Origin of the sequence: Bradyrhizobium sp. UNPA324, assembly GCF_006658635.1 — a bacterium.
In the GTDB taxonomy this organism is placed as follows: Bacteria; Pseudomonadota; Alphaproteobacteria; order Rhizobiales; family Xanthobacteraceae; genus Bradyrhizobium; species Bradyrhizobium nanningense.
The window spans coordinates 1400907-1427401 of record NZ_LFJD01000004.1; the positions used below are offsets into that span (position 1 = coordinate 1400907).

General features: G+C 63.9%; 24 protein-coding genes and 3 pseudogenes. 19 read left to right on the forward strand and 8 right to left on the reverse strand.

Annotation, left to right across the window (positions count from 1 at the left end; all coding sequences use genetic code 11):
- The first annotated feature begins 412 nt into the window (after positions 1-412).
- Positions 413-2563, forward strand: coding sequence for a methyl-accepting chemotaxis protein (locus tag UNPA324_RS06785; RefSeq protein ID WP_141938736.1), 2151 nt, complete (start codon positions 413-415; stop codon positions 2561-2563).
- A gap of 109 nt (positions 2564-2672) precedes the next feature.
- Here UNPA324_RS06785 and UNPA324_RS06790 read toward each other — a convergent pair whose 3' ends face one another.
- Complete coding sequence (locus tag UNPA324_RS06790; RefSeq protein ID WP_128922054.1) at positions 2673-3317, reverse strand: glutathione binding-like protein; 645 nt, start codon at positions 3315-3317, stop codon at positions 2673-2675.
- Positions 3318-3419: 102 nt separating this feature from the next.
- On the opposite strand from UNPA324_RS06790, the gene UNPA324_RS06795 reads away from it, so the two are divergent.
- Complete coding sequence (locus tag UNPA324_RS06795) at positions 3420-4070, forward strand: TetR/AcrR family transcriptional regulator (RefSeq protein WP_141934143.1); 651 nt, start codon at positions 3420-3422, stop codon at positions 4068-4070.
- A 183-nt stretch (positions 4071-4253) separates the two neighbouring features.
- Here UNPA324_RS06795 and UNPA324_RS06800 read toward each other — a convergent pair.
- Positions 4254-6183, reverse strand: a pseudogene (locus UNPA324_RS06800) (methyl-accepting chemotaxis protein).
- Positions 6184-6371: 188 nt separating this feature from the next.
- On the reverse strand, positions 6372-7337 hold the full coding sequence (locus tag UNPA324_RS06805) for a 2-hydroxyacid dehydrogenase (protein WP_141934146.1): 966 nt from the start codon (positions 7335-7337) through the stop codon (positions 6372-6374).
- A 141-nt stretch (positions 7338-7478) separates the two neighbouring features.
- On the opposite strand from UNPA324_RS06805, the gene UNPA324_RS06810 reads away from it, so the two are divergent.
- The 4 genes and pseudogenes from UNPA324_RS06810 to UNPA324_RS06825 all read left to right on the forward strand — a co-directional run bounded on the left by UNPA324_RS06810 (position 7479) and on the right by UNPA324_RS06825 (position 10295).
- Positions 7479-7847, forward strand: a complete 369-nt coding sequence (locus tag UNPA324_RS06810; RefSeq protein ID WP_128922051.1) for a YciI family protein — start codon at positions 7479-7481, stop codon at positions 7845-7847.
- Positions 7844-9130: an RNA polymerase sigma factor gene (locus UNPA324_RS06815; protein ID WP_141934148.1), complete on the forward strand. Its 1287-nt coding sequence runs from the start codon at positions 7844-7846 to the stop codon at positions 9128-9130. Before UNPA324_RS06810 ends, UNPA324_RS06815 begins: the two co-directional genes overlap by 4 nt.
- Positions 9131-9307: 177 nt before the next feature.
- Positions 9308-9847 carry a K(+)-transporting ATPase subunit F gene (kdpF, locus tag UNPA324_RS06820; RefSeq protein ID WP_141934150.1) on the forward strand — a complete coding sequence of 180 codons (540 nt, stop codon included), beginning with the start codon at positions 9308-9310 and terminating at the stop codon, positions 9845-9847.
- A gap of 30 nt (positions 9848-9877) precedes the next feature.
- Positions 9878-10295: pseudogene (locus UNPA324_RS06825) on the forward strand (VOC family protein).
- A 111-nt stretch (positions 10296-10406) separates the two neighbouring features.
- On the opposite strand, the gene UNPA324_RS06830 reads toward UNPA324_RS06825, so the two are convergent.
- The 3 genes from UNPA324_RS06830 to UNPA324_RS06840 form a co-directional block, all read right to left on the reverse strand.
- Positions 10407-10766, reverse strand: a complete 360-nt coding sequence (locus UNPA324_RS06830) for a hypothetical protein (protein WP_128922047.1) — start codon at positions 10764-10766, stop codon at positions 10407-10409.
- A gap of 536 nt (positions 10767-11302) precedes the next feature.
- Positions 11303-11737, reverse strand: coding sequence for a hypothetical protein (locus UNPA324_RS06835; protein WP_141934153.1), 435 nt, complete (start codon positions 11735-11737; stop codon positions 11303-11305).
- A gap of 100 nt (positions 11738-11837) precedes the next feature.
- The gene (locus UNPA324_RS06840) at positions 11838-12626 is read right to left on the reverse strand and encodes an SDR family NAD(P)-dependent oxidoreductase (protein WP_128922045.1); all 789 of its coding nucleotides are present in this window, start codon (positions 12624-12626) and stop codon (positions 11838-11840) included.
- A 156-nt stretch (positions 12627-12782) separates the two neighbouring features.
- Between UNPA324_RS06840 and UNPA324_RS06845 the strand changes: the two genes are divergently transcribed.
- From UNPA324_RS06845 to UNPA324_RS06865, 5 genes are all read left to right on the forward strand, one after another.
- Entirely contained in the window at positions 12783-13148 is a 366-nt protein-coding gene (locus UNPA324_RS06845) for a nuclear transport factor 2 family protein (RefSeq protein ID WP_141934154.1), read from the forward strand.
- Positions 13149-13282: 134 nt separating this feature from the next.
- Positions 13283-13687, forward strand: a complete 405-nt coding sequence (locus UNPA324_RS06850) for a YciI family protein (protein WP_128922043.1) — start codon at positions 13283-13285, stop codon at positions 13685-13687.
- A gap of 58 nt (positions 13688-13745) precedes the next feature.
- Positions 13746-14111 carry a YciI family protein gene (locus UNPA324_RS06855; RefSeq protein WP_141934156.1) on the forward strand — a complete coding sequence of 122 codons (366 nt, stop codon included), beginning with the start codon at positions 13746-13748 and terminating at the stop codon, positions 14109-14111.
- Between the two features lie 126 nt (positions 14112-14237).
- A complete protein-coding gene (locus UNPA324_RS06860) occupies positions 14238-14978 on the forward strand; it encodes a TetR/AcrR family transcriptional regulator (protein WP_128922041.1) in 741 nt (246 codons plus the stop codon).
- A 120-nt stretch (positions 14979-15098) separates the two neighbouring features.
- Positions 15099-15590, forward strand: coding sequence for a DUF2852 domain-containing protein (locus tag UNPA324_RS06865; protein WP_097659852.1), 492 nt, complete (start codon positions 15099-15101; stop codon positions 15588-15590).
- 376 nt (positions 15591-15966) lie between these two features.
- Here the strand turns inward: UNPA324_RS06865 and UNPA324_RS06875 are convergent, their stop codons facing one another.
- Entirely contained in the window at positions 15967-17130 is a 1164-nt protein-coding gene (locus tag UNPA324_RS06875) for an acyl-CoA desaturase (RefSeq protein WP_141934160.1), read from the reverse strand.
- 319 nt (positions 17131-17449) lie between these two features.
- Between UNPA324_RS06875 and UNPA324_RS06880 the strand changes: the two genes are divergently transcribed.
- The 3 genes from UNPA324_RS06880 to UNPA324_RS06890 all read left to right on the forward strand — a co-directional run bounded on the left by UNPA324_RS06880 (position 17450) and on the right by UNPA324_RS06890 (position 21158).
- On the forward strand, positions 17450-18217 hold the full coding sequence (locus tag UNPA324_RS06880; protein ID WP_128922038.1) for a serine acetyltransferase domain-containing protein: 768 nt from the start codon (positions 17450-17452) through the stop codon (positions 18215-18217).
- A gap of 76 nt (positions 18218-18293) precedes the next feature.
- The gene (locus tag UNPA324_RS06885; RefSeq protein ID WP_128922037.1) at positions 18294-19262 is read left to right on the forward strand and encodes an AraC family transcriptional regulator; all 969 of its coding nucleotides are present in this window, start codon (positions 18294-18296) and stop codon (positions 19260-19262) included.
- Positions 19263-19430: 168 nt separating this feature from the next.
- Entirely contained in the window at positions 19431-21158 is a 1728-nt protein-coding gene (locus tag UNPA324_RS06890) for an outer membrane protein (RefSeq protein WP_181769319.1), read from the forward strand.
- A 32-nt stretch (positions 21159-21190) separates the two neighbouring features.
- Here UNPA324_RS06890 and UNPA324_RS06895 read toward each other — a convergent pair whose 3' ends face one another.
- Positions 21191-21709, reverse strand: coding sequence for a DUF2231 domain-containing protein (locus UNPA324_RS06895; protein ID WP_128922035.1), 519 nt, complete (start codon positions 21707-21709; stop codon positions 21191-21193).
- A 554-nt stretch (positions 21710-22263) separates the two neighbouring features.
- Between UNPA324_RS06895 and tolQ the strand changes: the two genes are divergently transcribed.
- From tolQ to UNPA324_RS35040, 5 genes and pseudogenes are all read left to right on the forward strand, one after another.
- Entirely contained in the window at positions 22264-22980 is a 717-nt protein-coding gene (gene tolQ, locus UNPA324_RS06900) for a protein TolQ (RefSeq protein WP_018641591.1), read from the forward strand.
- A 43-nt stretch (positions 22981-23023) separates the two neighbouring features.
- Positions 23024-23473, forward strand: coding sequence for a protein TolR (gene tolR, locus UNPA324_RS06905; RefSeq protein WP_128922034.1), 450 nt, complete (start codon positions 23024-23026; stop codon positions 23471-23473).
- Positions 23474-23476: 3 nt separating this feature from the next.
- On the forward strand, positions 23477-24430 hold the full coding sequence (gene tolA / locus UNPA324_RS06910) for a cell envelope integrity protein TolA (RefSeq protein WP_141934164.1): 954 nt from the start codon (positions 23477-23479) through the stop codon (positions 24428-24430).
- 41 nt (positions 24431-24471) lie between these two features.
- The gene (tolB, locus tag UNPA324_RS06915) at positions 24472-25818 is read left to right on the forward strand and encodes a Tol-Pal system beta propeller repeat protein TolB (protein WP_164936621.1); all 1347 of its coding nucleotides are present in this window, start codon (positions 24472-24474) and stop codon (positions 25816-25818) included.
- Positions 25819-26057: 239 nt separating this feature from the next.
- Positions 26058-26495: pseudogene (locus UNPA324_RS35040) on the forward strand (diguanylate cyclase); the annotation flags it as partial.

Below are 26495 nucleotides of genomic sequence, written 5' to 3' on the forward strand. Positions count from 1 at the left end.
CTTTCGAAGAGGGCGGAAGAAGACAGCTAAGCTCGGGCAAACCACGCCGCGAGGATAAACAGTCATGTCCATCGTTGAACTGCGATCTCATGCCCCGGACGCAGCGCAGCGCTCCGGCGATCATGATCGGCCTCGCGTTGCTGTCGACGCTGTGGCCCGGCATCGTCACGATCTTACCGCGGGTGCTGTACGGCTAGCTGCGAAAGAGAAGCGGCTGCAACGTTGCTGCGACCATCCAGCGGTTGGTGCTGTTCTGCGATCTCCCGCATTGAGTGCGTTTTTGCCGAAAATCATCACTGGCAGTGTCGTTCACCGAGCGATCAATGCGGGAAATTTAGGCAAATTAAATCCTTTCGGCGCTTACCTGAAATTCACAGGTTCGATTTTTACGAATGCCACTTGGAGGCTCCCCATGCGGACCAATCTTCCGGTCACGGCTGTCGAATATCCAATTACCGACGAGACTCTCATCGTCTCTCACACGGATACGAAAGGGAAGCTGATCTACTTCAACGATCAGTTCGTTGAGGCCTCCGGATTTTCCGAGGCCGAGTTGATGGGGCAGCCTCACAACATCATCCGCCATCCGGATATGCCGCCCGCGGCCTTCGAGAATCTGTGGGCCACACTCCAGCAGGGAAAGCCCTGGGCGGGCGCGGTGAAGAACCGGCGCAAGAACGGCGACTTCTACTGGGTGTTGGCGACCGCCTCTCCAATTCGCCAGAACGGACAGATCGTCGGCTACAGCTCCATCCGCACCAAGCTGCCCGCCGACCAGCGCGCCGAGGCGGAGCAGGTGTATGCGAAGATCCGCGAGAACAAGCCGCATGATTACAGGCTGGATGCCGGCATGATTCGCCGACGTTCTCTTCTCGATCGATTGGCCATCTTCACCGGCACGCTCAACGCCCGCCTCGTCACACTTGTCACCATACTCTCGTTGTTCCTGCTGACGATCGGCGTCATGGGCTTGCAGGGGACGCGCCAGAGCAATGCACGGCTGAAATCGATCTACCAAGATCGTGCGGTGCCATTGGCACAGCTCTTTGAAATCAACGACCGGATGAGAGACAATACGGTGCTGATGTTTGAGGCGGCCGCCAACGGGCGCGCTGGAAAACCGGTCGGCGAGATTGCAGCCAAGGTGAATGCCAACCTTGAGAAGGTCGGAAAGGCCTGGGCTGAGTACATGGCGACCTATCTGACGCCCGAAGAAAAAGGCGTTGCCGACAGCTTCACGCCCAAGCGCGCGAACTACGTCGAGCAAGGACTGAAGCCGGCGCTGTCGCTCTCTGCCGAGCGAAAATACGAGGAGCTCGCCGCTCTGCTGGCCGGACGGGCGCGCGAACTGTACGAGGCGGCGAAGGCCGATCTCGACAAGCTTGTGGCGATCCAGGTCAAGGAAGCCAAGGCGGAATACGATGCGGCCGAGCACGAATATGGCTGGCTGGTTGGCGCTGCGCTTGCCCTCCTGATGACGAGCATTGCCATCGGCGGGCTCGTGAGCCGGCAAACCATCCGTGCCATCGTCCGCCCGCTTCAGCGCCTGAACGATGCGATGCTCAGCATCAACCAGGCCAAGCTCGACAACCGCATCGTCGTCGAACGGGACGACGAACTCGGTGAGGCCTTGCGAAATCTGCAGACGCTGCAGGCCATCGTTCGATTCGATCGCGACGAGCTGAAGGCGACGGAGAGGCGGTCAGCTGCCCAGCGCAAGTTGGAGATGACCAAGCTCGCCGGAAATTTCGAGAGCGCAGTGGGCGAGATCATCGAGACCGTCTCGTCGGCCTCGAGGGAACTGGAGGCCTCGGCGAACACGTTGACCTCGACCGCGGAGCGCGGAGAGAAGCTTGCGACGATGGTCGCGGCGGCTTCCGAAGAGGCCTCGACCAACGTGCAATCCGTCGCGAGCGCGACGGAAGAGCTGTCATCCTCCGTCAACGAAATCGGCCGACAGGTCCAGGAATCGGCGCGGATGGCCAATGAGGCGGTCGAGCAGGCACGCCTCACTGATCAAAAGGTCGGTGAGCTCTCCAAGGCTGCGGCGCGGATCGGCGACGTGGTCGAGCTCATCACCACGATCGCAGGCCAGACCAATCTGCTCGCATTGAACGCAACGATTGAGGCCGCGCGGGCCGGCGAAGCCGGCCGTGGCTTTGCCGTGGTCGCCTCCGAAGTGAAGGCCCTGGCCGAGCAGACCGCCAAAGCCACCGGCGAGATTTCCCAGCAGATTTCCGGCATTCAGGGCGCGACCCAAGACTCGGTCCACGCCATCAAGACGATCGGAAGCACGATCAAGTCCTTGTCGGAGATCTCGTCGACCATCGCGGCGGCGGTCGAGGAGCAGGGCGCAGCGACCCAGGAGATCGCGCGCAACGTCCAGCAGGCTGCTGGAGGCACGCACCAGGTCTCGTCGAACATCGCTGACGTCCAGCGTGGCGCGACCGAAACCGGCTCGGCTTCCGCGCAGGTGCTCGATGCAGCGCAACTGCTCTCGACCGACAGCAATCGTCTGCGAACCGAGGTGGGTCGCTTTCTGGATAGCGTCCGAGCCGCCTGAACGAACGCAGGCTCTCGGTAGCCGCCAGGAAAAGCTGCGATCTGAAAGCGGTCGTTGTCCCGCTCGTGGGGACAACGACCTGTCAACGCAGTGTGGTGTTCAGTCCGGCCTAGGCCGCCGCCTTCTTGCGCGCTTGCTCGGCCTTGTACAGCTCGAACTCTTCTGCGATCGCCTTGGCGATCGACGGCCGCTGGCGCATGCGTTCGTAATACGCCTTCACGTTCGGCCATTTCGCCAGCTCGATCGGCGGCGTCGCCATGGTCCAGTTGATGACGGTGACGAGATAGGCGTCCGCCACGCTGAAATGGTCGAGCAGGAAGTTGCGCCCCTTCAGGTAGTTGTCGAGATAGTCGAGCCGCGACAGATTCTTCTCCAGCACATAGGCCTTGGCCTCCTGCGGCGCCTTGCGGTCGAGCACGGGCACGAACAGGCCCTTGTGCAGCTCGGTGCCGATGAAGCACAGCCATTGATGCAGGCGCGTTCGATCGATGCCTGCGGCGGCGCCCAGCCCGGATTGCGGGAAGCGATCAGCGACGTATTGCAGGATGGCCGCATTCTCGGTCAGCACCACGCCCTCGTCGGTACGCAGCGTCGGCACCAGGCCGATCGGATTGACGGTGCGGAAGTCGGAGCCGTCGCTCAGCACCGTCTTGGTCGCCGGGTCGACCTCGAGATAATTCGCCTCGGCGCCGGCTTCATACAGCGCGACGCGCGTCGCCATCGAACAGGCGAGCGGTGAGAAATAGAGATCCATCTGTAGCCTCCTTGGGCAATTCTTGAGTTTCGCTCAACCTGGCCAGATTGATTTTTGTACTGTCTTGCATAATATGGGGTCGGTCAAGGATTATTTTGCGAAATGGTACAAAAATCGAAGCCGCCGACTGCCGCCAGTGAGCCGAAGCGCCGCGGCCGCCCGCGCGCCTATGAGCCCGACGTTGCGCTCGGCAAGGCACTCGACTTGTTCCGCAGGCAGGGCTTTGCCGCGACTTCGCTCGACGATCTCAGCGAGGCCACCGGCATGAATCGCCCGAGCCTTTACGGCGCCTTCGGTGACAAGCGCGAGCTCTACATCAAGAGCTATCAGCGCTACCGCGAGGAAGCGCGTGCCTCCATGGCTGCGATCTTTCGCGAGGAAATGCCGGTGCGCCAGCGGCTGGAGCGCATCTTCGCCTCCGCGCTCAACATCTATCTGTCGGGTGAGACCGGCCCGCGCGGCTGCTTCACGGTGGTGACCGCGGCATCAGAAGCCGTCGGCGATCCCGAGATCCGCGCCATGGTGCTCGACGGGCTCAGCGAGCTCGACAAGGCCTTTGCGAGCTGCTTCCGCCGCGCCAAGGAGAAGGGCGAGTTGCCGGAGAGCGCCGATCCCGTCGTGCTGGCACAGATCGCATCGGCCACCGTCCACAGCATCGCCATCCGCTCCCGCGCGCGCGTGTCGCGCAAGGAACTGGAGGCCATTGTGAAGGGCGCGATCGATGTGATGGTGGGGGCGGGCGCCAAGGAGTAGTTGTCGTCCCCGCGAACGCGGGGACCCATAACTCCAGGGACAAGTTTGGCGAAGACTCGGGGTTAAAGACTTGGCGCTAATGGCCTTGGGTACGCGTACCGTGCGCTATTGATAAATCACGCGGTATGGGTCTCCGCGTTCGCGGGGACGACAGCGAGTAGGCGGCGGCGATCCCGCGTCCAACTACGCCGCGCGGATTTGCGCGAGGAAGCGATCCACCTCGTCGCGCAGCCGCTGCGACTGTTTCGACAGCTCGATCGCCGAACCCAGCACTTCCTCCGCTGCCGTGCCGGTGGCTGCGATGCCGTCGGTGACGCCCGCGATGTTCTGCGAGACCTCGCCGGTGCGGGCGGCCGCCTGCTGGACGTTCTGTGCGATCTCCTGCGTCGCCGTGCCCTGCTGGCCGACGGCAGCCGCAATCGCGGCGGAGATTTCGTCGACCTGCTGGATCGTCGCGCAGATCGACTGGATGCCATCCACCGCGCCGGTGGTTTCGCCCTGCACCGCAGTGACCTGGGCGCCGATCTCCTCGGTCGCCTTGGCCGTCTGGGTCGCCAGCGCCTTGACCTCGGAGGCGACCACGGCAAAGCCGCGGCCGGCTTCGCCCGCGCGTGCCGCTTCGATCGTCGCGTTCAATGCCAGCAGGTTGGTCTGGCCGGCGATGCTGTTTATGAAGGAGACGACGTCGCCAATCTTCTGCGCCGCATCCGCCAGGCTCTGCACACGTTCGTTCGAGCGCCGTCCGTCGCTGGCGGCCTTGCCGACCACCTCGGTCGCGTGGGCGAGGCGGCGGCTGATCTCGGTCATCGACGAGGACAATTCTTCCGCTGCCGCCGCGACGGTCTGCACATTCTCCGAGGCCAGCGCCGAGGCGGAGGATACCGCGCCCGTTTGCTGCCGGGACTGCTCGACGATGGCCGACATCGAGCGCGCCGTATGCTCCATCTCCACCGCAGCCGAGGACACCGTGGTGACGACGTCGCGGATGCTGGCTTCGAAATTGTCGGCAAGCGCGGCAAAGGCGCGCCGCTTCTCCGCTTCCGACCTCGCCTTGGCTTCCAGCTGCTCGGCCTGGAGATCGTTGAATCTCACGGCATTGTCGCGGAACACCGTGACCGCCTTCACCATCGCGCCGACCTCGTCATTCGCCTTGCTGGCGGGAACGGCGACGTCGGTGCGCCCGTCCGCAAGCTCGCGCATGACGGACGTGATGGAGAGGATCGGACGCGAGATGCTGCGGGCAATGAGATAGCCGACGATCGCGGCCAGCACGAGGCCGAGCGCGGCGATGCCGATGGCGAGCAGCCAGGCGCGGTCGGCCGAAGCTACGTAATCGGCGTTGTCCATCACCAGCTCGACGGCCCCGAGCGGCTTTCCGGAGAAGTCCTTGATTGGCCCGAGCAGCGCTGCGACCGGAATATTGTCGAGCTTGGCCTGCTTTACGGTGAAGCTGCCTGCGGTGGCACGGCCATACTCGGCCGCGTCGAAGAAGCTCTTGCCCTTCAGCGTGCCGCCGAACAATTTGAAGCCCGAGCCGTCGGCAAGATGGAAGGCGACGTCGATGTGGCGGTTCGTCTTGAAGTCGTCGAGGAAGGACTGGCCGAAGGTCAGGCCGAACTCGATCGTGCCGAGATGCTTGGCCGCTTGCGCGATCGGCACCACGCCGCGGATGCCAAGCCCGGCGACGCCACCTTCGAGCCCGACCACGACCTTATGCTCCTGATTGGCGACCAGAACGGTCTTGCGGAATCCAGAGAGGTCGTCGCCGAATTTGGCGGGCTGATGAACGCGCAGGAACGAGGTCGCCGGCGCTACATGGAACTGGAACTGATCGACGCCGTACTCCGACTTGGTGGCGGCAAACACCGGCCCGAACAGGCCGATGAGAGCGTTGCGGTCCTGTTTGGCCATTGCCTCCTGTGTCGCCGGCATCGCGGCCACGACCGCACTCATGGCGGCGGCCGTAATGGCTGCGCAGCTCGCGTTGGTCGGCTCGGTCGATGATTCCGGCGATGATCCACATCGCCCCGAGCACGGCAAACAGGGCGGTCGCCGCCGCCGTCACCGCGAGGGCAACCGTGATCCGCATCCTGAGGCCGAGGCTCGCGCGCATGTCCGACTCGTTGTTTGAGCGTTGGTTAAGAACGCTTATCAACTTCTCGCTAAAAGAGGGTGAACGGGATACCGGTGGAACCCGGTGGTTGTGGTGAGCGGCTGCCTACCAAAAGAACGGTGTCGTCCCCGCGTTCGCGGGGACGACAGCGAATATGACGCCAGCGTTCGCGATAATCCAAGGGCGCCTCAATACCCTCTAGCCCGGTCCACCACGTTCTCCAGCGCGCCGCCAGCCTCGAACCGCGCGATCTGCTCGGCGACATAGGCCGAGATCGCGTCCGCATCGGTGTCGGCTGCGTTGTGCGGCGTCAGCACCACCTTGGGGTGGGTCCAGAACCGGCTGTCCGCCGGTTGTGGCTCCTGCACGAAGACGTCGAGCGACGCAGCGCCCAGCGTGCCGTCGTCGAGGCAGGCCAGGATGTCGGCTTCGTTCTGCAAGCCGCCGCGGCCGGCATTGATCAGAACGGGCGCGCCAAGGGGGCTGTTACGGCTGAGCTTTGCGAAGACGTCGCGGTTGAGAATGCCGTGCGTTTCCGGCGTCAGCGGCAGCAGGCAGACCAGGATGTCGGTCTTGCGCAGGAAGGCATCGATCTGCGCGGCGCCATGGAAGCATTCGACGCCGTCGATCGTGCGTGGGCTACGGCTCCAGCCGGCGACACGGAAGCCGAGCCGCCGCAACACGTCGGCGGCATCGGCACCCAGCGTTCCCAGCCCCATGATTCCGACCGTCACGGCGCTCGCGGGCCACTGATATTTCGGCTCCCAGCGTTTTGCGCGCTGCGAAGCTCGCAAATAGGGCTCCTGACGGTGGTGCATCAGCACGTGCAGCACGACATATTCGGTCATGCGGTTGGTGAGGTCGGGCACCGCGACGCGGACCAGCGGTACGTCAGGCAGGCTCTTGTCCGCCATCAGCGCGTCGACGCCAGCGCCGAGATTGAAGATCGCCCGCAGATTGGGAAACGAGCCGAGATCGCCCGGCACCGGGTTCCACACCGCGGCATAGTGCACCTCGGTCGGATCGAGCCCGGCATCCGGCAACAACACCACGCGGCGACCGCCGCACACCGTGTCGAACCGGGCCTTCCAGCGCTCTGGCAGCCAGTTCTGCTGCGTGCTGTTGATCAGGACGGCCAGGGTGCCCATGGTCATTCGAAGTGCCTCGTCAAAGTTCCGCTTGAGAAGGCCCTCCTTGGCACGATCTGCCGGATTTTTCTTGCAAATTTTTTCCGCAGTCCTGTCGGGGCGGGGCATATTGGCGCGTCTTTAGAACAGACGAGGAAAGTGTCGCCTATGCTTTATGCCATCCTTTGCTATCACGATGAGGACTTCGTCGGCTCCTGGAGCAAGGAGCAGGACGAGTCCGTGATGAAGAAGCTCGCGGTGGTGCAGGAGAGGCTCACGAGCCAAGGCCGGCTCGGCCCGGTGGCGCGGCTGTTGCCGACCACGGCCGCAGCGACCTTGCGCAAGGAGGACCCGCCGCTGGTGCTCGACGGCCCCTATGCCGAGACCAAGGAGCAGCTGCTCGGCTTCTACATCGTCGATTGCAAGAATCTCGACGACGCCCTCGACGTCGCGCGCGATCTCGGCGCCGCCAATCCGGGCGGTGCCTATGAGGTGCGCCCCGTCGGCGTGTTCCGGCCCGGAGGAAACTTGAGGTGAGCGAGGCCGACACCTCCTGGATCGAGACCGCGCTGACCTCGGCGCGACCCCAGGCGGTCGGTGCGCTGCTGCGCTATTTCCGCGATCTCGATACGGCCGAGGAGGCCTTCCAGAACGCGTGCCTGCGCGCGCTGAAGACCTGGCCTCAGAATGGGCCGCCGCGCGATCCCGCGGCCTGGCTGATCATGGTCGGCCGCAATGTCGCCATCGACGAGGTCCGACGCACGCGCAGGCAGCAGCCGCTGCCCGAGGACGACCGTGCGATCTCCGATCTCGGCGACGCCGAGGGTGCGCTCGCCGAGCGGCTCGACGGCTCGCACTACCGCGACGACATCTTGCGGTTGATGTTCATCTGCTGCCATCCGCAATTGCCGGCGACGCAGCAGATCGCGCTGGCGCTGCGCATCGTCTCGGGTCTGACCGTGAAGCAGATCGCGCGCGCCTTCCTGGTCTCGGACGCGGCGATGGAGCAGCGCATCACCCGTGCCAAGGCGAAGGTCGCCGAGGCGGGGACGCCGTTCGAAGCGCCCGGCGCGGTCGAGCGCTCCGAGCGGCTCGCCGGGGTCGCGGCGATGATCTATTTGATCTTCAACGAGGGCTATTCGGCGAGCGGCGACACCGCCGAGATCAGAAAACCGCTCTGCGAGGAGGCGATCCGGCTGGCGCGCCTGCTGCTCAGGCTGTTTCCGAGCGAGCCGGAGATCATGGGGCTCACCGCGCTCATCTTATTGCAGCATGCACGCGGCGCCGCGCGCTTTGCCGAGGACGGCTCGCTGATCCTGCTGGACGATCAGGACCGTTCGCTGTGGAACGGCACCATGATCGCGGAGGGGCTCGCCTTGATCGACAAGGCGATGCGCCATCGCCGCGGCGGGCCCTATCAGATCCAGGCTGCGATCGCCGCACTGCATGCCCGCGCGTCGACACCGGAGGAGACCGACTGGGCACAGATCGACCTGCTCTACGGCGCGCTTGAAGTCGTGCAGCCCTCGCCGGTGGTCACGCTCAACCGCGCGGTCGCGGTCTCCAAGGTACGGGGGCCGCAAGCCGCGCTCGATTTGATCGAGCCGTTGGCCCCGAAGCTCGCCAACTACTTCCATTTCTACGGCGTGCGCGGCGCCTTCCTGATGCAGCTCGGCCGCAACGACGAAGCCCGCATTGCCTTCGACCGCGCCATCGCACTCGCCAACACGTCCGCGGAAGCTGCCCATATCCGCATGCATCTCGATCGCCTGATCCGGGACAGCCAGCCGAAGGCAAAGGAAAGTGCGAAGGCGAAGTGACGCGCGAGACCATCTCCGCTGTCATGCCCGGGCCTGACCCGGGCATCCACGTCCTGCCATCGGCGTCGAAGAACGTGGATGGCCGGGACAAGCCCGGCCACGACGAAAAAAATCCGTTTAGCCGTGTCGGTCTAGCGCGATCCCCTTCGTCCTAAGCCCGTATCCACGGAGCCCCTTATGCTGAAAGCCATTGCCATCATCGCCGTCGTGCTCGCCGTTGGACTAGCCGGAGTCCTCGTCTTCGCCTTGACAAAACCCGACACCTTCCGCGTCGAGCGCAGCCTCGCGGTGAAGGCGCCGGCCGGTGCGATCTACCTGGAGGTCGCCGATTTCCGCCGCTGGACCGGCTGGTCCCCCTATGAGAACCGCGATCCCGTCATGAAGCGCACCTTCGGCGAACCTGCGGAAGGCAAGGGCGCGATCTATGCCTGGGACGGCAACAACAATGTCGGCGCCGGCCGCATGGAGATCGTCGAGGCGAACGGGCCGTCCAAGCTCCGCATCAAGCTCGATTTCGAGCGGCCGTTCGAAGGTCACAACACGGCCGAGTTCACCTTTGTGCCGCAAGGCGATGCTACTCTGGTCACATGGGCGATGTACGGTCCGGCTCCGTTCATGTCCAAGATCATGCAAGTGTTCATCAACATGGACAGCATGATCGGCAAGGATTTCGAGGCCGGTCTCGCCAGCCTGAAGAAGCTGACCGAGAAGCAATAAGCCTCACTGCAAACGAAGAGGAGAGAAACGATGCTCAATGCCTATCTGTTCTATCAGGACACTTGCGAAGCCGCGTTCAACTTCTACGCCAAGGTTTTGGGCGGCAAGATCGATGCGATGATGCGCGCATCGGAGGCGCCGCCGGACATGCCCGCCGCGCCCGGCCGCGAGAAGACGATCATGCATGCGCGGATGTCGCTACCCGATGGCAGCGTGCTGATGGCCTCCGACGCGCCGACCGAGCATTTTCACAAGCCGCAGGGCTTCTCGGTCTCGCTCACGGTCAAGGATCCCGCCGATGGCGAGCGCAAGTTCAACGCGCTCGCTGACGGCGGCACCGTCACCATGCATGCCCTTCAGCAAGACCTTCTGGGCGAAGGGCTTTGGCATGTGCGTCGACAAGTTCGGCATTCCCTGGATGGTGAACTGTCCGGCGGAAGGAATGTGACGCATGCGACCGCGCGCATGATTGGCTGAGCCGCGATCCCCTCTCTCCATCTTTGCGGGAGAGGGGATGCATGGACCCATCGCGCCATGCTCGGATCGGTCGTGAGTTCGCTCAGCGGGTCGATCCGGTCACGTCTTCGTCTTGCCGCGGCTGAACACAGCGGGGGCAGATCACGAGCTTGGTGCCGAGCTGCTTGTCGCGCTCCGCTTCGATCTCGTCATACACCGCCCACCACGCCTCGGAGTATGGCCGCAAGCTGCCAAGCACGCGTTCCCGCTCCTGATTTGGATCGCTTGCCGCGGGCGCGGGATTCGTTGCGCGCCGCTTCACGATATGAGCGCGCCTCGGGCTCTTGTTGGGGTCTTGACCGAGGCCATCCCATGCGATCGGACGACGCTCCTGCGCTGGCGCGACTGCACATCCAAGAAGCGCTGTGCAGAAAGTGAGCAAGATGAAGCCATGTCGCATCATGCCGGACCCAAAGTTCGGTGCGCAATGCGCAAGCTCCGCACAGGAGACTCGCATCGCGTCGGTCAAATGGAACTTAAGGCAAACGAGTTGGCCGGCACGGCCGAGGAATGAACCCACCATTCGCATCACTTTGCGGGAGCAGTGAGGCCGCTTCGTGAAACCATGCAGACTGCATCGCACAATAATTGACGCAATATTGGGCTGTAATCTGCACGTCAGAATCGCTATTGGTGAATCATAAAATCTAAGAACTGGGGTGGACGTCACTTGGAAGGGGAGCGACCGATGGCGGCGGCGCTACAGATCAATTTTGCCCTTTGGGGAATGCTCATCTGCGCCAGCATGAAGCTGGTGCCGGTGATTCAGACTCTCTACTGAAGGCAGCCAAAGCGTGATGGCGCTTAAGACCCGGTGCGCAGATTGGGTGCGAGCACAGGGAACCTGCCGTATGGCCTCGAGCAAGCCAAGCAATCCCTCAAGGTGACGCGGTTTACATCATCCGTTTACGTCACATGGCGTGACGGCTGCCGAACTCGTCAGCGGCAGCGCGGATAAATTGCGGCGAGATCGCGCCCCTTGAGCAGAAGCAACCGCGAGGTGAGGCCACCACGGCGGCTGATCCAGTCGCGGACCGGGCCAGGATAGGCGGCAAGCACCGCGACCGATGCTTCCGGCTCGGCATAAAAGCGCCCGCGCCGGTCCACCGAACGTGCTGCATGGAAGCCGAGCACGGCGCGCTTGGTGACGCAAATGCGCTCTTCCGGCACGATGCTCAGCACCAGCGTGCAGGCAGACAGGCAGGGACCGTCGATCACAACGCGCTCGCCGCTCTCGCGCACCTTCTCGAACAAATCGAGGAACGGCCCCACCTGTCCGCCCGGAGATTGGATGATGCGGATCTCGGCGGCGGACGGCGAGATGGCGAGGAGTGCCGATGCGAGCATCAGGGCTTTGACAAAAGCGCGTCGCATGGAGCACTCCACAAGCTCGGTTTCGCCGCGTGAGAAGAGGTGGGTTACGCCCGGCGGCCTGCGCTTCGCGCAGCCGCAGTGCTAACCCACCCTACCTGTTCTATCCGTTCCGCCTTTGACCGCGCAGCGTCGGCAGGCCGATGCCGGCTGCATCAAAGCCGCCATCAACGGCCAAAATTTGGCCGGTGATGTAGCTCGAATTTGCCGAGCACAGGAAGTAGATCGCCTCCGCAAGTTCTTCCTCCAGGCCGTAACGGTTGAGCGGAATTGCGTCGTGATAGTCCGCGCGAATCTCCTTGGTGTGCACCTGCTTGGCCATCGCCGTGTCGACCGGCCCCGGCGCGACCGCGTTGACGCGGATATTGAGAGAGGCGAGCTCGACCGCGAGCTGCTTGGTCAGGTGCGCGAGACCGGCCTTGCTGGTGCCGTAGGCCGAGCGCAGCGTCGAGGCGCGCACCGCCGAGATCGAGGTGATGTTGACGATGGCCCCGCCATGGCCCTCGCGCATCAAGGGCACGGCCGCCTTGGTGCAGAGCAAGGGGCCGGTGAGGTTGACCTCGAGCACGCGGCGCCAATCGGTCTCGGATGTCTCCATCAGCGGTGCGAACACCGCGATGCCGGCATTGTTGACGAGCGCATCTAACCGGCCGAACCGACGCTCGACCGTCGTCATCGCCGCGGCGACCTCGGCTGCGTCCGAGACGTCACAGGTCAGCGCCAGCGTCGCCTCGCTTTGGTTGATCTCGGCGACCGCCCGGCCAAGCAACTCGCCCTCGATGTCGAGCAGCGCCACACGCCAACCCTCGGCCAAGAACTTCTTCGCGGTCGCAAGTCCGATGCCGCGCGCGGCTCCGGTGACGAGGGCGACTTTTTGCGGGGCAGGGGGCATTGGCTGGTCTGTCCTGTGTTTGGGAGGGGCGCGCGAGCACCGGTTCCTTTTACTGCGCTTTCGGTCCGGCAAGAAAGGCCTCAAGTCGAGGACGCGATGTCGGGACGTCTCTCGATGGATCGTCTTCCAGGGGGATCGTTACCGAGGAGACCCGCAATGCCTGACGACCGCGAACGCCTGATCCGAGACCTCTTCGCTGCCTATCTCGCCAACGACCGGCCGCGGGTTGCCGACGCATTGGCCGACGATTTCCGCTTCACCAGCCCGTTCGATGACGACCTCGACAAGGCGACCTATTTCGAACGCTGCTGGGGCGACAGCGGCTGGATCGCCCGCCATGACATCGAGCGCATCTTCGTCCGGGGCGAGGAAGCCTTCGTCACTTATCTCTGCCTTGCGACAGATGGTCGGAGTTTTCGCAACACGGAGTTCTTCGCCTTCGCAGGCGGCAAGGTCCGGCGCATCGAAGTCTATTTCGGCGCGGCCCGGCAGGACGGTCGGTTCCTGCCGCGGCCGCGCTAGGAGCGGGCCATGATCTTCTAAATTATTTTCGCTCGGCTGTCGGTTCCGTAAGAATTCGATCGTCTTGAAGGCGACGCGGGCCTGCGCCTCTCACGGCGCATCCGGAACAACCGCAAAAGCCAGGGGCACGACCCATGCGATTCATGATGCTGATGATCCCGCTCGGTTACGAGACCGCGCCGCCGGACGTCCAGCTCGATCCCGAGCGGGTCGCGGCGATGATGCGCTACAACGAGGCGCTGAAGGACGCGGGCGTGTTGATCACGCTCGACGGCCTGCATCCGCCGTCGATGGGCGCACGGATCTCGTTTGCGACCGGCGAGCCCATTGTCACCGACGGGCCATTCGCCGAGGCCAAGGAGGTCCTGGGCGGGTATTGGATGATCGAGGTTCCATCGCGGGCCGAGGCGATTGCCTGGGCAAAGCAGTGCCCGGCCTCGCCGAACGAAATCATCGAGATCCGGCAGGTGCAGGAGATGGCCGACTTTCCGCCTGACGTGCAGGCCGCCGCCTCCGGCTTTGAGAAGCTCAAGACATAGCCCCAATAGCCGCGATCAGATCGCGGCTGTTACCAACAACTCACCAAAGGAGAGAACCATGAGCACCGAGCACAAATTCCTCGCCGTCTATCTTGGCAGCATGAGCGGCGAAAAAATGAAGGCCTGGCAGGCGATGCCCGAAGCGGAAAGGAAGGCAAAAGAGCGCGAGGGCATGGCCGCCTGGCATGGCTGGGTCGAGAAGCACAAGGACGTCATCGTCGAGCTGGGCGGCCCGCTCGGCAAGACCCGGAGGATCGACGGCAGCGGCATCACCGAGATCAGCAACGCGCTGACCGGCTTCACTGTGGTCCGGGCCGCCTCGCAAGAGGAAGCTGCAAAACTGTTCGAGAACCATCCGCATTTTGCGATCTTCCCGGGCGAGGCGATCGAGGTCATGCCTGTGCTGGCCATTCCGCAGATGTAGGTCAGGGGGAGGCCGTGTCCGGGCGCGATGCCGACGCATCCGCCCGGCGCACCGTGAATGTACGGGTTAATCAGGCCGAATTGCCGCTAGTGACCTTCACGCCCGGCTCATGTAAAGCTCATTCACATGAGCTGGCGCAAGGAACAGCGCCGCGCCGAGCGCGGCTATCACCACGGCAATCTGAAGGAGGCCCTGTTGCAGGCCGCTCTCGGGCTGATCGCCGAGAAGGGCGCCGCCGGCTTCACCTTCGCCGATGCCGCACGCATGGCCGGGGTCAGCGCGGCGGCGCCCTACCGGCATTTTCGCGACCGTGACGAGCTGTTGTCGTCGATTGCCCAGCGCGGCTTCGAGCAGTTCGAGGCGCGCCTGACCGCGGCCTGGGACGACGGGCGCCCTGATACGGTCACCGCGTTCGAGCGGGTCGGCAGGGCTTATCTTGCTTTCGCCCGCGAAGAGCCTGCCTTTTACAACGCGATGTTCGAGTCCGGTCTGCCGGTCGACGCCAATCCGGCGCTGCAGGCCGCGAGCGAACGCGCGTTCAACATCATTCGCGCCGCGGCCGAGCGGCTCGCGGCGCTTGCGCCGCCCGGCATGCCGCGACCGCCGGCGATGATGATGGCGCTGCACATCTGGTCGATGGCGCACGGCGTGGCTTCGCTGTTCTCCCGTGGGGACGCCGCGCGCCGAAAACTGCCGATGTCTCCGGATGAGCTGCTCGAGGCCGAGGTGCTGATTTATCTGCGCGGTCTCGGCTTCCCGACCGACCGCCGTCCGGCAGCCAAGGGCGCCGAGCCGCCGCCGGTGCCGCCGGAGGCGCCCTCCGGTTCGGGCGTGCCGCCGGGCGGTCCCTGGGGCAAGCCGAAATAAAATTACGCAAAACATCACGCGGGCGTGTCTTGTGGCCAGCTTGACAAAATCGCGGGATGGTCTAGCTATGTAAATGTTATTTACATTCACAACGGCGCTGTGCCGTGATGGAGATGGGAAATGGCCTACACCGCTGACGTCAATCGCTGGCGCGGCCCTTCGGACCAATACCAACAGTACGAGCGTCCCCGCATGCTCGATACGCCCTGGCATCCCGGCTGGATCGCTGTGACCATCCTCGGCTTCATCATCTGGTGGCCGATCGGACTTGCCCTTCTCTTTTTCACACTCGGGAGCAGAAGAATGTCGTGCTGGAGCCACCAGGATCGCTGGCAGAACAAGATGGAGCGGATGCAGTACAAGATGGACCGCATGCGCGGCCGCATGGAGCGGCATGGCTTCGGCTTTGGCTTCGGCCCGCCGTCGTCCGGCAACCGCGCCTTCGACGAATATCGTTCGGAGACGCTGCGCCGGCTCGAGGAAGAGCAGGTCGAGTTCAGGAACTTCCTCGACCGTCTGCGCCACGCCAAGGACAAGGAAGAGTTCGACCAGTTCATGGCGCAGCACAAGACGCGCCCGACCCCGCCGCCGACTGACCAGCAGCAGGGCTGACCTTCAAGCCTGACACCTGTCAAAGCCTTCAGGCGCATGCCCCCAAAGTCCTGATGGCCCCGAGCCGCCCGTCTGCGCAACCCGCAGGCGGGCGGTTTGGTTTTTGGCCGCCGAGGTGTCGCTATATTCGCGCCCCGCCACCGAACCCGCGCGTGGTTCTGCGGGACCAAGGGCACATGGACCTCCGCACCCGCTTACTGCTCGGTGTGACCGCGTTTGCGGTGCTGGGCTATATCGCCCTCGTCTACGGCGGCTGCGCCGATCCCGATTGCCATTTTCATTCCTGTCCCGGCGGGCGCGCGTTTTGCGGAGTGGTGCACGCCCATGGGCGGGGGCCATAGGCCTTTTTCAGCCGAGCCCTCGAACGACGGGAGGATCAGCGCGCCATCACCAGTTGCGCGCGCACCGAGGTCAGAAAGTGCTCGTAGGCGTGGTCCACGATCTCGTTGAGCGATCGCGTGCGCGCGAAGATCGCCTTGGCCTCGGCGAGAAACTCTTCGCGGGTGGGTATCTTCGGCAGATGCAGGTGTGTCAGTGCGTCCACGCCGTCATGCGCACGATTGAGGATGTCGTGCAGCGTCGGCAATTGCAGCTGGGCCAGGTCGGCCCGATGCAGCGCCGACGAGATCGCGTGCGCGAGGGCCTGCGCATCGAACCGTCCGGCGAGCTCGTGAGCGGCTCGATTGATCACCCGGGCGCCGAGCGGCTGCTCGTTGCGCAGCACCTGTTCGGGCGGCGCCTTCATGCTCCAGACGATCCCGAGCCAGGACAGCACTTTCAGGACGTAGTACGTGACGTCGATCTCCCACCAGCGAAAACCCTGTCGCACGCTGCTCTGGTAGGCGTGATGGTTGTTGTGCCAGCCTTCACCCAGAGTGAAGAGCGCCAGCAGCCAGTTGTTGCGGGAATCATCGCCCGTCACATAGCGCTTGCGTCCATGCACATGGGCGAGCGAATTGATGCAGAAGGTCGCGTGATAGACCAGCACCGTGCTCCACAGGAAGCCGACCACCAGACCCGACCATCCCGCGACCACGAAGCAGAGCGCGGCAAGCGCGACGGCCGGCAGCAGTTCGAGCCGATGCAGCCACATCAGCTCCGGATAGACCGCGAAATCGCCGACCTTCACGAGATCGGTCGCATCGTGCCGGCGGTCGAAGATCCAGCCGAGATGGCTGTACACGAAGCCGCGATGACGCGGCGAATGCACGTCGATCTCGGTGTCGGAATGCAGGTGATGGTGCCGATGCTTGGCCGCCCACCACAATACGCTCTTTTGCGCGCTGCTCTGCGCGAGGCACGCCAGCATGAACTGAAACACCCGGCTGGTCGCGAACGCGCGATGTGAGAAATAGCGATGATAGCCGGCGCCGATGCCGAACATCCGCACGATGTACAGCGACACGCAGATCGCGACGGCCTGCCACGTGACGCCCGACCAGATCGCCGCAGCGCAGCCGAGATGGACCAGCAGGAACGGCACGGCGGAGGGATACATGATGTCGTCGTGGTGGTCGTCGGCGGGCGCGTTAGGCGACATGTCTTGGTGTGACCTCAGGTAATGGGATCCGGGATTCGTGTCGGCGGCAGCGAGGGCCGCCGGGTACGAAAAACCCGCGGATGGCGGACCACCGCGGGGCTTGAACGAGCTGCTTTGCATGGACATCCCGGCCAAAGCAGCGTCGGCCGAAAATTCAACTGACTATATGGTTGCGAATGCCTGGCATGCAAGCTCGTAGCCTCACGGGGGAGCTGCGGCATGGTGCTCCGGTCGCGCCGCTCCGCCTGCGGCGTGGCGCGCAGGGGGCGCGCTGGCTATATTTGAGACGTGAAGGAAGCCCCAAACACCGGAGGCGGCGATGACGGCAGCTGCGACCGCGACGAACGATCGCCTCTGGCAGCAGATTCGCGACGAGGCGCGGCGAGCGGTCGCATCCGATCCCGTCTTCGGCAAGTCACTTGCCGAGGCCGTCCTCGCGCATGACGGTCTTGCGGCGGCTCTGGCCGATCTGATCGGGCGCAGGCTTGGCGGCAACGTCGCCGAGCAGGCGCGCTTCGCCGCCTTTTCCCGTGATGCCTTTCGACACTCGCCGGAATTGATCGAAGCTTCCGGCCGCGACTTGCAGGCCATCGTGCGCAGCGATCCCGCCATCGCCGGCCTGTTGGCGCCGCTGCTGCATTTCAAGGGCTATGTCGCGCTGCAAGCCTGGCGCGTCTCGAACTGGCTCTGGCATCATGACCAGCGCGACGCCGCGCTCTTGTTTCAGAACGAGGCGTCGAACGTCTTGCAGGTCAGCATCCATCCGGCGGCCAGCATCGGCTCGGCCGTCTATCTCGATCACGCCACCGGCGTCGTGATCGGCGCCGACGTCGTGATCGGCGACGAGGTCACCATCCTTCAGAATGTCAGCATCGGCCGCAGCAATGAACTGCCGCCGCGCTCGCCGCGCATCGGCCGCAATGTCTTCATCGGCGCCGGCGCGACCATTTTGGGCGATGTCCGGATTGGCGATTTCGCAAAGATCGGCGCCGACACGGTCGTGACCTCCGACGTGCCCGCCGGCTGCACCGCCATCGGCAATCCCGCGCGGCTCGCCAACTGCCCCGGACCTGCTTCGGCGGCCTGACGTCATCGGGCTGAACCGTTTCGGGGCCTCGGGCGACAGAATGGCTTCGGTTCTCCCGCGAATTTCCCTTTTGTGAATGTCCCAGCCCCAACATCTATCGCTCGACACCGCCATGCTGCCCGAGCGCGATCGGCTTGCCGTTTGGCGCGAAGTCTATGGCCGCCTGCTGTTCAACATCGAGATCGATCCGATCCGGGGTTTCCCTTTTGAGGCGAGAACCGAATTGTACCGCCTGCCTGCGGCGGGATTGTCCTCGGGCTGGCGCACGCCGGCGCATTTCCGCATCTCGCGCCGGCTGCTCGCGACGGCCTCCGACAACATCGTCCTCGCGGTGGTGCTGCGCGGCCGCGCCGAGGCCTCCCAGCTCGGGCGCGAGCTGGAAGTGCCGCAAGGCGGTGCGGTGCTGATGACGACCTGTGACGTCGGCCGTCACACGCTACTCGATCGCGGCCGTCATCTCAGCGTGCAACTACCCCGGCAGGCCCTTGCACCCCTTGTCCGCAATGTCGAGGACCGATTGCTGCAACCGATCGATCCAGGCGCCCCGGCGCTGAAGCTGCTGCGTGGCTATGTCCTCGGTGCCATGACGATGGGTGAATCGGCCCGCGCGGAGATGCAGCGGCTGGCCGCGCAGCATCTGCGCGATCTCATCGCCTTGATCTGCGGCGTGCGTGAGGACGACGTTGCCGCCCAAGGCGATGGTCCACGGGCGGCGCGCCTGAAGCTTGCCAAGCTCGCCATCAAATCGCGGCTCGGACACGGCGATCTATCGGCAGAAAGCATCGGCGCCCTGCAGCAGGTCTCTGCCGACTATATCAGGAAGCTTTTCCGCGACGAAGGCACGTCCTTCCACGACTTCGTGCTGGAGGAGCGGCTGGCGCAAGTGCATGCCAGTCTCGCCGATCCTCTCAAGGCGCATGAAAGCATTGCCCGTCTCGCGCTCGCTGCGGGCTTCGGCGACATCTCATATTTCAATCGCTGCTTCCGCCGCCGCTTCGGCCTGTCTCCGTCGGAACGCCGCAAGGCATATCCGTCGGCCGAATAGAAGCGATCACCCGATATTCGCTTGTGGCAAATGCGCAACAGCGCGCCAAATAGCGCGCCGAGTCGCACCCAGTCCCACGCGCAAGTCTCATCCCCTCCAAGTCGCGCCTGCCTCGTCCCTGTACAGCTCCAATGCGGCTCTTGCGGCCCGCGTCGGAATGGGAATGCAATGACACGACTTCTGCGTCTATCCCCGCCTGCAATTGCTGGATTGCTGGTCGTTTCGGCGGCCAATGCGGCCGATCTGCCGGTCAAGGCACCTATCTTCAAGACGCCCGCGGCGGTCGAAGCCTGGGGCGGTCTCTACGTCGGCGCCAGCCTCGGATTTCGCGCGAGCGAATCCAGCGTCGACGTCCGTTCGGCAACCGACACGACCGCGCCGGCGGTGCTGCAAAACATGTTCGTCGCAGCCGATTGTTTCGCGGGTCTTCCTTGTGTGACGGGACGATCCTTCAACGGCACCGCGTTCCGCGTCGGTCCTTATCTCGGGTACAACTGGCAGATCGGACGAACCGTGCTTGGCCTGGAAGGCGATGCTGCCTACGCCGATCAGACCACGACGATCTTCGGCGCCGCCTACCCGGCAACGCCATTCAACGGCGGGGCCTCGACATCCAATTCCTTTGCGCTGAAGACGACATGGGATGCGAGCATTCGCGGCCGTGCCGGCTATCTGATTGATCCCGCCGTGCTGCTGTATGGAACGGCCGGTCCATCCTGGATCCATGTCCAGACCACGTCGAACTGCAGCACACTCGTGAGCGCCGACGGCCGCTGTGTACCCGGCGTTGGACTTGCGCCGGTGAGCATAAGCAACAGCCGGACCCAGCTTGGGTACACGGTCGGCGGCGGCATCGAGGCGATGCTGTGGCCAAACTGGATTGCCCGGGCCGAGTATCGTTTTGCCGACTATGGACATTTCTCCAACACCGACGTCCGGACCGCGGCAACGGGGGGGCAGACGGTCAGCTATGACACGTTCCTGAAGACCCACACGGCGACGTTCGGCCTGGCCTACAAGTTCGGCACGGCCAATGCGACCGGCGCGACGGCGCTGGCCGCCTATGCGGCGGCGCCCTCGACCGCGTCGTGGAACGGCGCCTATCTCGGCGTTGGCGCCGGCATTCGCGCCAGCCAAGCAAGTTCGAGCATCGATGCGGCCTCGTTTACGACGGCCGGCTTTCCGCCGATCAATCTCCTCAACGGGTGCGGCGATTGTTTTCGCAGCGACCAGTTTCACACGACTGCTGCACGGATCAGCCCCTATCTCGGCTACAATTGGCAGATCGATCCGAAATGGCTGCTGGGCGTCGAAGGCGATTTCGGCTGGGCCGATCGCCAGAGTTCGGTTTTCGGCCGGTATCTCCCGGGGGGCATCGTGGGGGGAAGCGGCGGTCTGAACGACAGCTACAGCCTCCGCACCAAATGGGACGCGAGCATCCGCGCGCGCGTCGGCTACATCATCAATCCCGCTTTCCTCGCCTATCTCACCGGCGGTGCCGCCTGGACCAGCCTGGAGCAGACGTCCAATTGCGACACGGCACTGAAGCCGCTGTTTACGGCGCCGGGCTTCGTTGCGTCAGAAGTCGGCAATTGTACGCCCGGCCTGCTGTCGCCCGCCGTCATCAGGCAATCCACCGTCCGAACCGGTTTTACGGTCGGCGGCGGCGGCGAGATGAAGCTCACGGAAAGCTGGATCCTGCGCGGCGAGTATCGCTATGCCGACTTCGGGACGGCCCGTTTCTCGCAAACCCGCGATTGCAACGGCAGCGCCACGATCAACGATCCCGCTTTCGGAGTGCAGACGGTGTTTTGCTCCGGAACTCAGTCGACGACCAATTCCGTACGGTTGCAGAGCCACACCGCCACGTTCGGCATCGCTTACCGATTCAACTGAGCGCGCAAAATAGCGCTGGTAGTCTCCGCTGCTCAGGCGGCGCGGCGGTGGCTCTCGCCGCCATGCTGGGGCGTGACGGGCTCCGAGCTGGTCTGGCCCGGCGCATCCAGCACCGCGACGTGATGGCGGTAGACCATCTCCCAGCCCTTCCATCCCGTGAACAGGAGGATGCCGACGACGATCAGGGAGAGCACCACGCCCCAGGGCTTGATGGCTGCCTCCGCGCCTTGCGCGTAACGCAGGTAGAAATTGACCAGGGCGAGCACGACCGCGGCGAGATTGCCGACCATGTGGTACCAGGCATCGTTGAGACGACGGATGCGGGGCTCGCTGAGGAAGTCGGTAAAGCCGGCCGCGGCCGCAACGAGCGCCATCACGATGCCGGCGCCGATCAGCCACATCGCGGCCCTGGCCCAGAAATTGTCGCCGGTTCCGATGAAGGCCAGATCAGCGATGGGCGCGCCGACCAGACATGCCACGGGGAAGGGGATGAGCATGGGGTGAAGCGGGTGATCGCCGATGGCAGCGGTCGTCTTGGGGTTGATGGTCATGGCAACCTCGCGAAAAGTGATTTTCTGAATAATTTTCCGCGGACGGCGTGGTTCCTCGGACAACGCGACCGGGGAGGGGAGTGGAACTTTCGTGCCCCGAACGCAATGCAGCGCCCCTTGGGGATGCGTTACAGAGCCGGGGCCCATTTCTCCAGCTAGAGCCTGCGGCTTCTGGGTCCCGGCTCGCACCGCAACGCAAGAGCGTTGCGGCGCGTCCGGGACGCGCCTCCCAACCGCTTGCGCGGCCTACCTTTCCCGCGGGCAAATTCGCCGCTGGTAACCTCGCATTAACCAACGCCGGGCTCTGGTAAGGGCGGACAATCGCGCCCAAAGCCCGAAACCGAGGCTCGTCAAGGCCCGGGGCCAAAGGCCCATAGTTTTGACATCTTGGCAGGGAATGCAGACGGCCGGCTTTGGACGAGCCCCTGCACCCCAGAAAGACAAGGCTTTGAGCGGGCTTGCCGGCCGCGCCGGTCTAGCGCGGCTATTGGGGAACCGGCAGCCATTTGCTGGCCGGCACATCGGGTAACGATCGCCTTGAGAGGATACTGCTTATGAATCCGGCCGACGTGGCTCAGTCAGCCCTTCCGGTTGCCGCTTCCGCGGACGTGTCGCTGATCGCGCTGTTCTGGCAGGCTCACTGGATCGTGAAAGCAGTGATGCTGGGACTTCTGTCCTGCTCGGTCTGGGTCTGGGCGATTGCCATCGACAAGATCTTTCTGTTTGCCCGCACCCGTCGCTCGATGGACCGCTTCGAGCAGGCGTTCTGGTCCGGCGAATCGATCGAGGAGCTCTACCGCACGCTTTCGGCCAAGCCGACACACTCGATGGCGGCGTGCTTCGTGGCGGCGATGCGCGAGTGGAAGCGGTCCTTCGAGAGCCACGCCCGCTCGGTGGCGGGTCTGCAGATGCGCATCGACAAGGTCATGAACGTCTCGATCGCCCGCGAGGTCGAGCGGCTGGAACGCCGCCTGCTGGTGCTCGCGACCGTCGGCTCTGCCGGCCCCTTCGTCGGCCTGTTCGGCACGGTCTGGGGCATCATGTCGAGCTTCCAGTCGATCGCTGCGTCGAAAAATACCTCTCTGGCGGTGGTGGCGCCGGGCATCGCGGAGGCGCTGTTTGCGACCGCCGTCGGCCTTATCGCCGCCATTCCTGCCACTATCTTCTATAATAAGTTCACGTCCGAGGTGAACCGGCAGGCCCAGCGGCTCGAAGGCTTCGCCGATGAATTTTCCGCCATTCTGTCGCGTCAGATCGACGAGCGGGGTTGACGGACGGCATGTATAGTCTGAAGGGCAATTTGGGCACGCGATCATGGCGATGAACGTTGCGAGTTCGTCCGGCGGCGGCGGGCGCCGAGGCCGGCGCAAGCCCGTCGTGGCCGAGATCAACGTCACGCCGATGGTCGACGTGATGCTGGTGCTGCTCATCATCTTCATGGTGTCGGCGCCGATGCTCACGGTCGGCGTGCCGCTCGACCTGCCGCAGACCCAGGCCAAGAGCCTCGAAAACAACGACCAGAAGCCGATCCAGATGTCGGTCGACATCAAGGGCAAGGTGTTCATCAACGATTCCGAGATCGCGATCAACGAACTGATACCCAAGCTGAAGGCGATCACGGACGCGCGGGGCGGGCTCGAGGAGCGCATCTATCTGCGCGCTGACAAGAAGGCGGATTACGGCACGGTGGCCAAGGTGATGGGCCTGTTGTCCGGCGCCGGATTCAAGAAGCTCGCCCTCGTCACGGAAGCGGATCAGGGGTAAGCCGTGAAGGTGAACGTCGACAAGACACTCGTTGCGTCGATTGCCCTCCATGTCCTCGTGCTGGGATGGGGGCTCGTCACCTTCAGCAGCAAGGCCTACATCGCGCCGGAAGAGTCGCTTCCGGTCGACATCATCTCCACCGATCAGCTCGCCAAGATGATGGCCGGGCAGAAGACCGGCAAGAAGGAAGAGCCGAAGCCGAAGGTCGAGAAGATCGCGGAAGCGAAGTCCGAGGAAGACGCCGTCGGCAAGGTCACCGAGAAGAAAGAGCTGATCAAGACCAACTCGCAGCCGGAGCCGCCGCCAAAGCCGGTCGAGAAGCCGGTGGAGAAGAAGCCCGAGCCGCCGAAGCCCGTGGCCGAGGCGAAGCCGAAGGAAGAGCCGAAGCCGCAGGAAAAGAAGCCTGATCCGGCCAAGGAAGATCCGATCGCCGAACTGCAGAAGAAGCTGGACACCAAGAAGCCGCCGCCCAAGCCGGTGGAGCAGAAGGTCGCGGCGGTGCAGCAGCAGCCCAAGCCCAAGGAGCGCAGCTTCGATCCCGCGCAGATTCAGCGCGACCTCGACAAGCGCGCTGCGACCCGGCACGAACTCACTGGCTCCGCATTGAACGCATCGGCGGCGCTGGGATTGGCGACGGGAACTGCCGCCAACAACGTCGCGACCTGGCGCGGTGCATTCCAGGGCGCGGTCAAGCGCTGCTTCACGCCCACCTATAACGGCCAGGATGCCGATCAGTACGAGGCCGACATCGATATTCCCATGAAGATCGATGGATCGCTCGCCTCCGAGCCGATTGTCGTCGCGGTGCGAGGACCGTCGCGGTCGATCGCGCAGGCGGTGGCGGAGAGCGCCAAGCGCGCCATCGTGCAGTGTCAGGTCTACTCGTTCATGCCGAAGCAGCAGTACGAGAGCTGGAAGCTCATTCCGATGACTTTCGGCCTGAAAGATATGTTGTGACATCCGAACAAAAGAACTTTGCAATGAATGACGTCCGATCGATGAACCGCCGCCGCTTCATGACCCTGACCGGATCCACGCTCGCGATGCTCGGGGGCGGACAGGCCTTCGCGCAGGGCCAGCCGCGACTTCGTATCGATCCGACCGAGTTCCAGCCGATCCCGATCGCGATCACCAACTTCGTGCCGGGCTCGCCGTCCGACGGCGACGTCGGCAACGGCGTCACGCAGGTCATCACCAACAATCTGAAGCGCTCGGGCCTGTTCGCGCCGATCGATCAGGCCGCCTTCATCGAGCGCATCAACAACATCGACGTCGCGCCGCAATTCCAGAACTGGAAGACCCTCAACGCGCAGGCCCTCGTCACCGGCCGCATGACGCGCCAGCCCGATGGCCGGCTGAAGGCCGAATTCCGCCTGTGGGACGTGATCTCCGGCCAGCAGCTCGCCGGCCAGCAATATTTCACCTCGCCGGAATATTGGCGTCGCATCGCCCACATCATCTCCGACCAGATCTACGAGCGGATGACCGGCGAGAAGGGCTATTTCGACAGCCGCGTGGTGTTCGTGGACGAAAGCGGCCCGAAGGAGCGCCGCGTCAAGCGGCTCGCGATGATGGACCAGGACGGCGCCAATGTGCGCTATCTGACCCGCGGCTCCGACCTCGTGCTGACGCCGCGCTTCTCGCCGAATTCGCAAGAGATCACCTATATGGAGTTCGGCCAGGGCGATCCTAAAGTCTATCTCTTCAACATCGAGACCGGCCAGCGCGAGATCGTCGGCAACTTCCCAGGCATGACCTTCGCGCCGCGTTTCTCCCCGGACGGCCAGCGCGTCATCATGAGCCTGCAGCAAGGCGGCAATTCCAACCTGTTCGTGATGGACCTGCGCTCGCGCTCGACCACGCGCCTCACCGACACGCCGGCGATCGACACCTCTCCGTCCTACTCGCCGGACGGAGCCCGCATCTGCTTCGAGTCCGATCGCGGCGGCCGATCGCAGATCTACGTGATGGCGGCGGGCGGAGGACAGGCGCAGCGCATCTCCTTCTCCAAGGACGACACCAACGCCAGCTATTCGACACCGGTGTGGTCGCCGAAGGGCGATTACATCGCCTTCACCAGGCAAGGCGGCGGACAGTTCTCGATCGGCGTCATGAAGCCGGACGGCTCTGGCGAGCGGCTGCTGACCTCCGGCTTCCACAACGAAGGTCCGACCTTCTCGCCGAACGGCCGCGTGCTGATGTTCTTCCGCGATCCCGGCGGCAATGGCGGGCCGTCGCTGTACAGCGTCGACATCTCCGGCCGCAATGAGCTCAAGGTACCGACGCCGGGCTTCGCCTCCGACCCGGCCTGGTCGCCGCTACTGTCCTCGACGGCAGGTCAATAGATCGCGCCTCTGGACGCGCGATGTTATCGAAAAAGCGCGCAGAGTTTGTCGCGATCGCTGCGCGAGGCAAGACTTCCTTCACCTTGTGCCCGGCAAGGTTTTCCTAGTTGCTTGATATTTAAGAGAAAATCGGTTCGCCGTTACCGAAAAACAACTCGACTTTAACGATGTTCCCTCAGAAAGGCTTCATCTGAAGTGGGTAAAAGTACGCGGCAAACAGGACGCGCGTACAAACACCAATGCAGTTCGCAAGCCAGAGCGGAGAGCCGGAGGACCAGGCCTCGCCGTCGATTTCGGCGGCGCTGACCGATTCGCTGTTCGAGGCTCCCGGAACGGTGCTGACCGGCATCGTGTTCTCGGCGTTCTCGGCCTCCTTGACGGCGCTCAAGACGGGACAGACGCTGCTTTGGGGATTTGTCCCGCTTCTCATTCTTGCGGGAGCGATCCGTGCCTTCGATTTGAGCCGGTACCAGGCCCAGAAATCGGCTCTGAGCGCAGAACAAGCGGAGCGGTGGCAAAAGCGCTACCAGATCGGAGCGCTCATCCAGGCCGCTGCGATCGGTCTATGGTGTTCGACGACCCTGTTGAGCAACGACGACGCCATCGCTCACATGATTGCCCTCTCGGTCACCACCGGAATCGTGGCGGGAGGAGCGGGGGGAGCTTACGGACGGCCG

Coding starts and splice junctions, on each gene's coding strand:
- UNPA324_RS06850 (WP_128922043.1), top strand. CDS start 13,283: ATGCGATTCATGATGCTGATGATCCCGCTCGGTTACGAGACCGCGCCG.
- UNPA324_RS06875 (WP_141934160.1), bottom strand. CDS start 17,130: ATGTCGCCTAACGCGCCCGCCGACGACCACCACGACGACATCATGTAT.
- UNPA324_RS06795 (WP_141934143.1), top strand. CDS start 3,420: ATGGTACAAAAATCGAAGCCGCCGACTGCCGCCAGTGAGCCGAAGCGC.
- UNPA324_RS06890 (WP_181769319.1), top strand. CDS start 19,431: ATGACACGACTTCTGCGTCTATCCCCGCCTGCAATTGCTGGATTGCTG.
- UNPA324_RS06880 (WP_128922038.1), top strand. CDS start 17,450: ATGACGGCAGCTGCGACCGCGACGAACGATCGCCTCTGGCAGCAGATT.
- UNPA324_RS06785 (WP_141938736.1), top strand. CDS start 413: ATGCGGACCAATCTTCCGGTCACGGCTGTCGAATATCCAATTACCGAC.
- tolQ (WP_018641591.1), top strand. CDS start 22,264: ATGAATCCGGCCGACGTGGCTCAGTCAGCCCTTCCGGTTGCCGCTTCC.
- UNPA324_RS06855 (WP_141934156.1), top strand. CDS start 13,746: ATGAGCACCGAGCACAAATTCCTCGCCGTCTATCTTGGCAGCATGAGC.
- UNPA324_RS06860 (WP_128922041.1), top strand. CDS start 14,238: ATGAGCTGGCGCAAGGAACAGCGCCGCGCCGAGCGCGGCTATCACCAC.
- UNPA324_RS06805 (WP_141934146.1), bottom strand. CDS start 7,337: ATGACCATGGGCACCCTGGCCGTCCTGATCAACAGCACGCAGCAGAAC.
- UNPA324_RS06845 (WP_141934154.1), top strand. CDS start 12,783: ATGCCTGACGACCGCGAACGCCTGATCCGAGACCTCTTCGCTGCCTAT.
- UNPA324_RS06885 (WP_128922037.1), top strand. CDS start 18,294: ATGTCCCAGCCCCAACATCTATCGCTCGACACCGCCATGCTGCCCGAG.
- tolB (WP_164936621.1), top strand. CDS start 24,472: ATGAACCGCCGCCGCTTCATGACCCTGACCGGATCCACGCTCGCGATG.
- UNPA324_RS06810 (WP_128922051.1), top strand. CDS start 7,479: ATGCTTTATGCCATCCTTTGCTATCACGATGAGGACTTCGTCGGCTCC.
- UNPA324_RS06895 (WP_128922035.1), bottom strand. CDS start 21,709: ATGACCATCAACCCCAAGACGACCGCTGCCATCGGCGATCACCCGCTT.
- UNPA324_RS06790 (WP_128922054.1), bottom strand. CDS start 3,317: ATGGATCTCTATTTCTCACCGCTCGCCTGTTCGATGGCGACGCGCGTC.
- UNPA324_RS06830 (WP_128922047.1), bottom strand. CDS start 10,766: ATGATGCGACATGGCTTCATCTTGCTCACTTTCTGCACAGCGCTTCTT.
- kdpF (WP_141934150.1), top strand. CDS start 9,308: ATGCTGAAAGCCATTGCCATCATCGCCGTCGTGCTCGCCGTTGGACTA.
- UNPA324_RS06835 (WP_141934153.1), bottom strand. CDS start 11,737: ATGCGACGCGCTTTTGTCAAAGCCCTGATGCTCGCATCGGCACTCCTC.
- UNPA324_RS06840 (WP_128922045.1), bottom strand. CDS start 12,626: ATGCCCCCTGCCCCGCAAAAAGTCGCCCTCGTCACCGGAGCCGCGCGC.
- tolR (WP_128922034.1), top strand. CDS start 23,024: ATGGCGATGAACGTTGCGAGTTCGTCCGGCGGCGGCGGGCGCCGAGGC.
- UNPA324_RS06865 (WP_097659852.1), top strand. CDS start 15,099: ATGGCCTACACCGCTGACGTCAATCGCTGGCGCGGCCCTTCGGACCAA.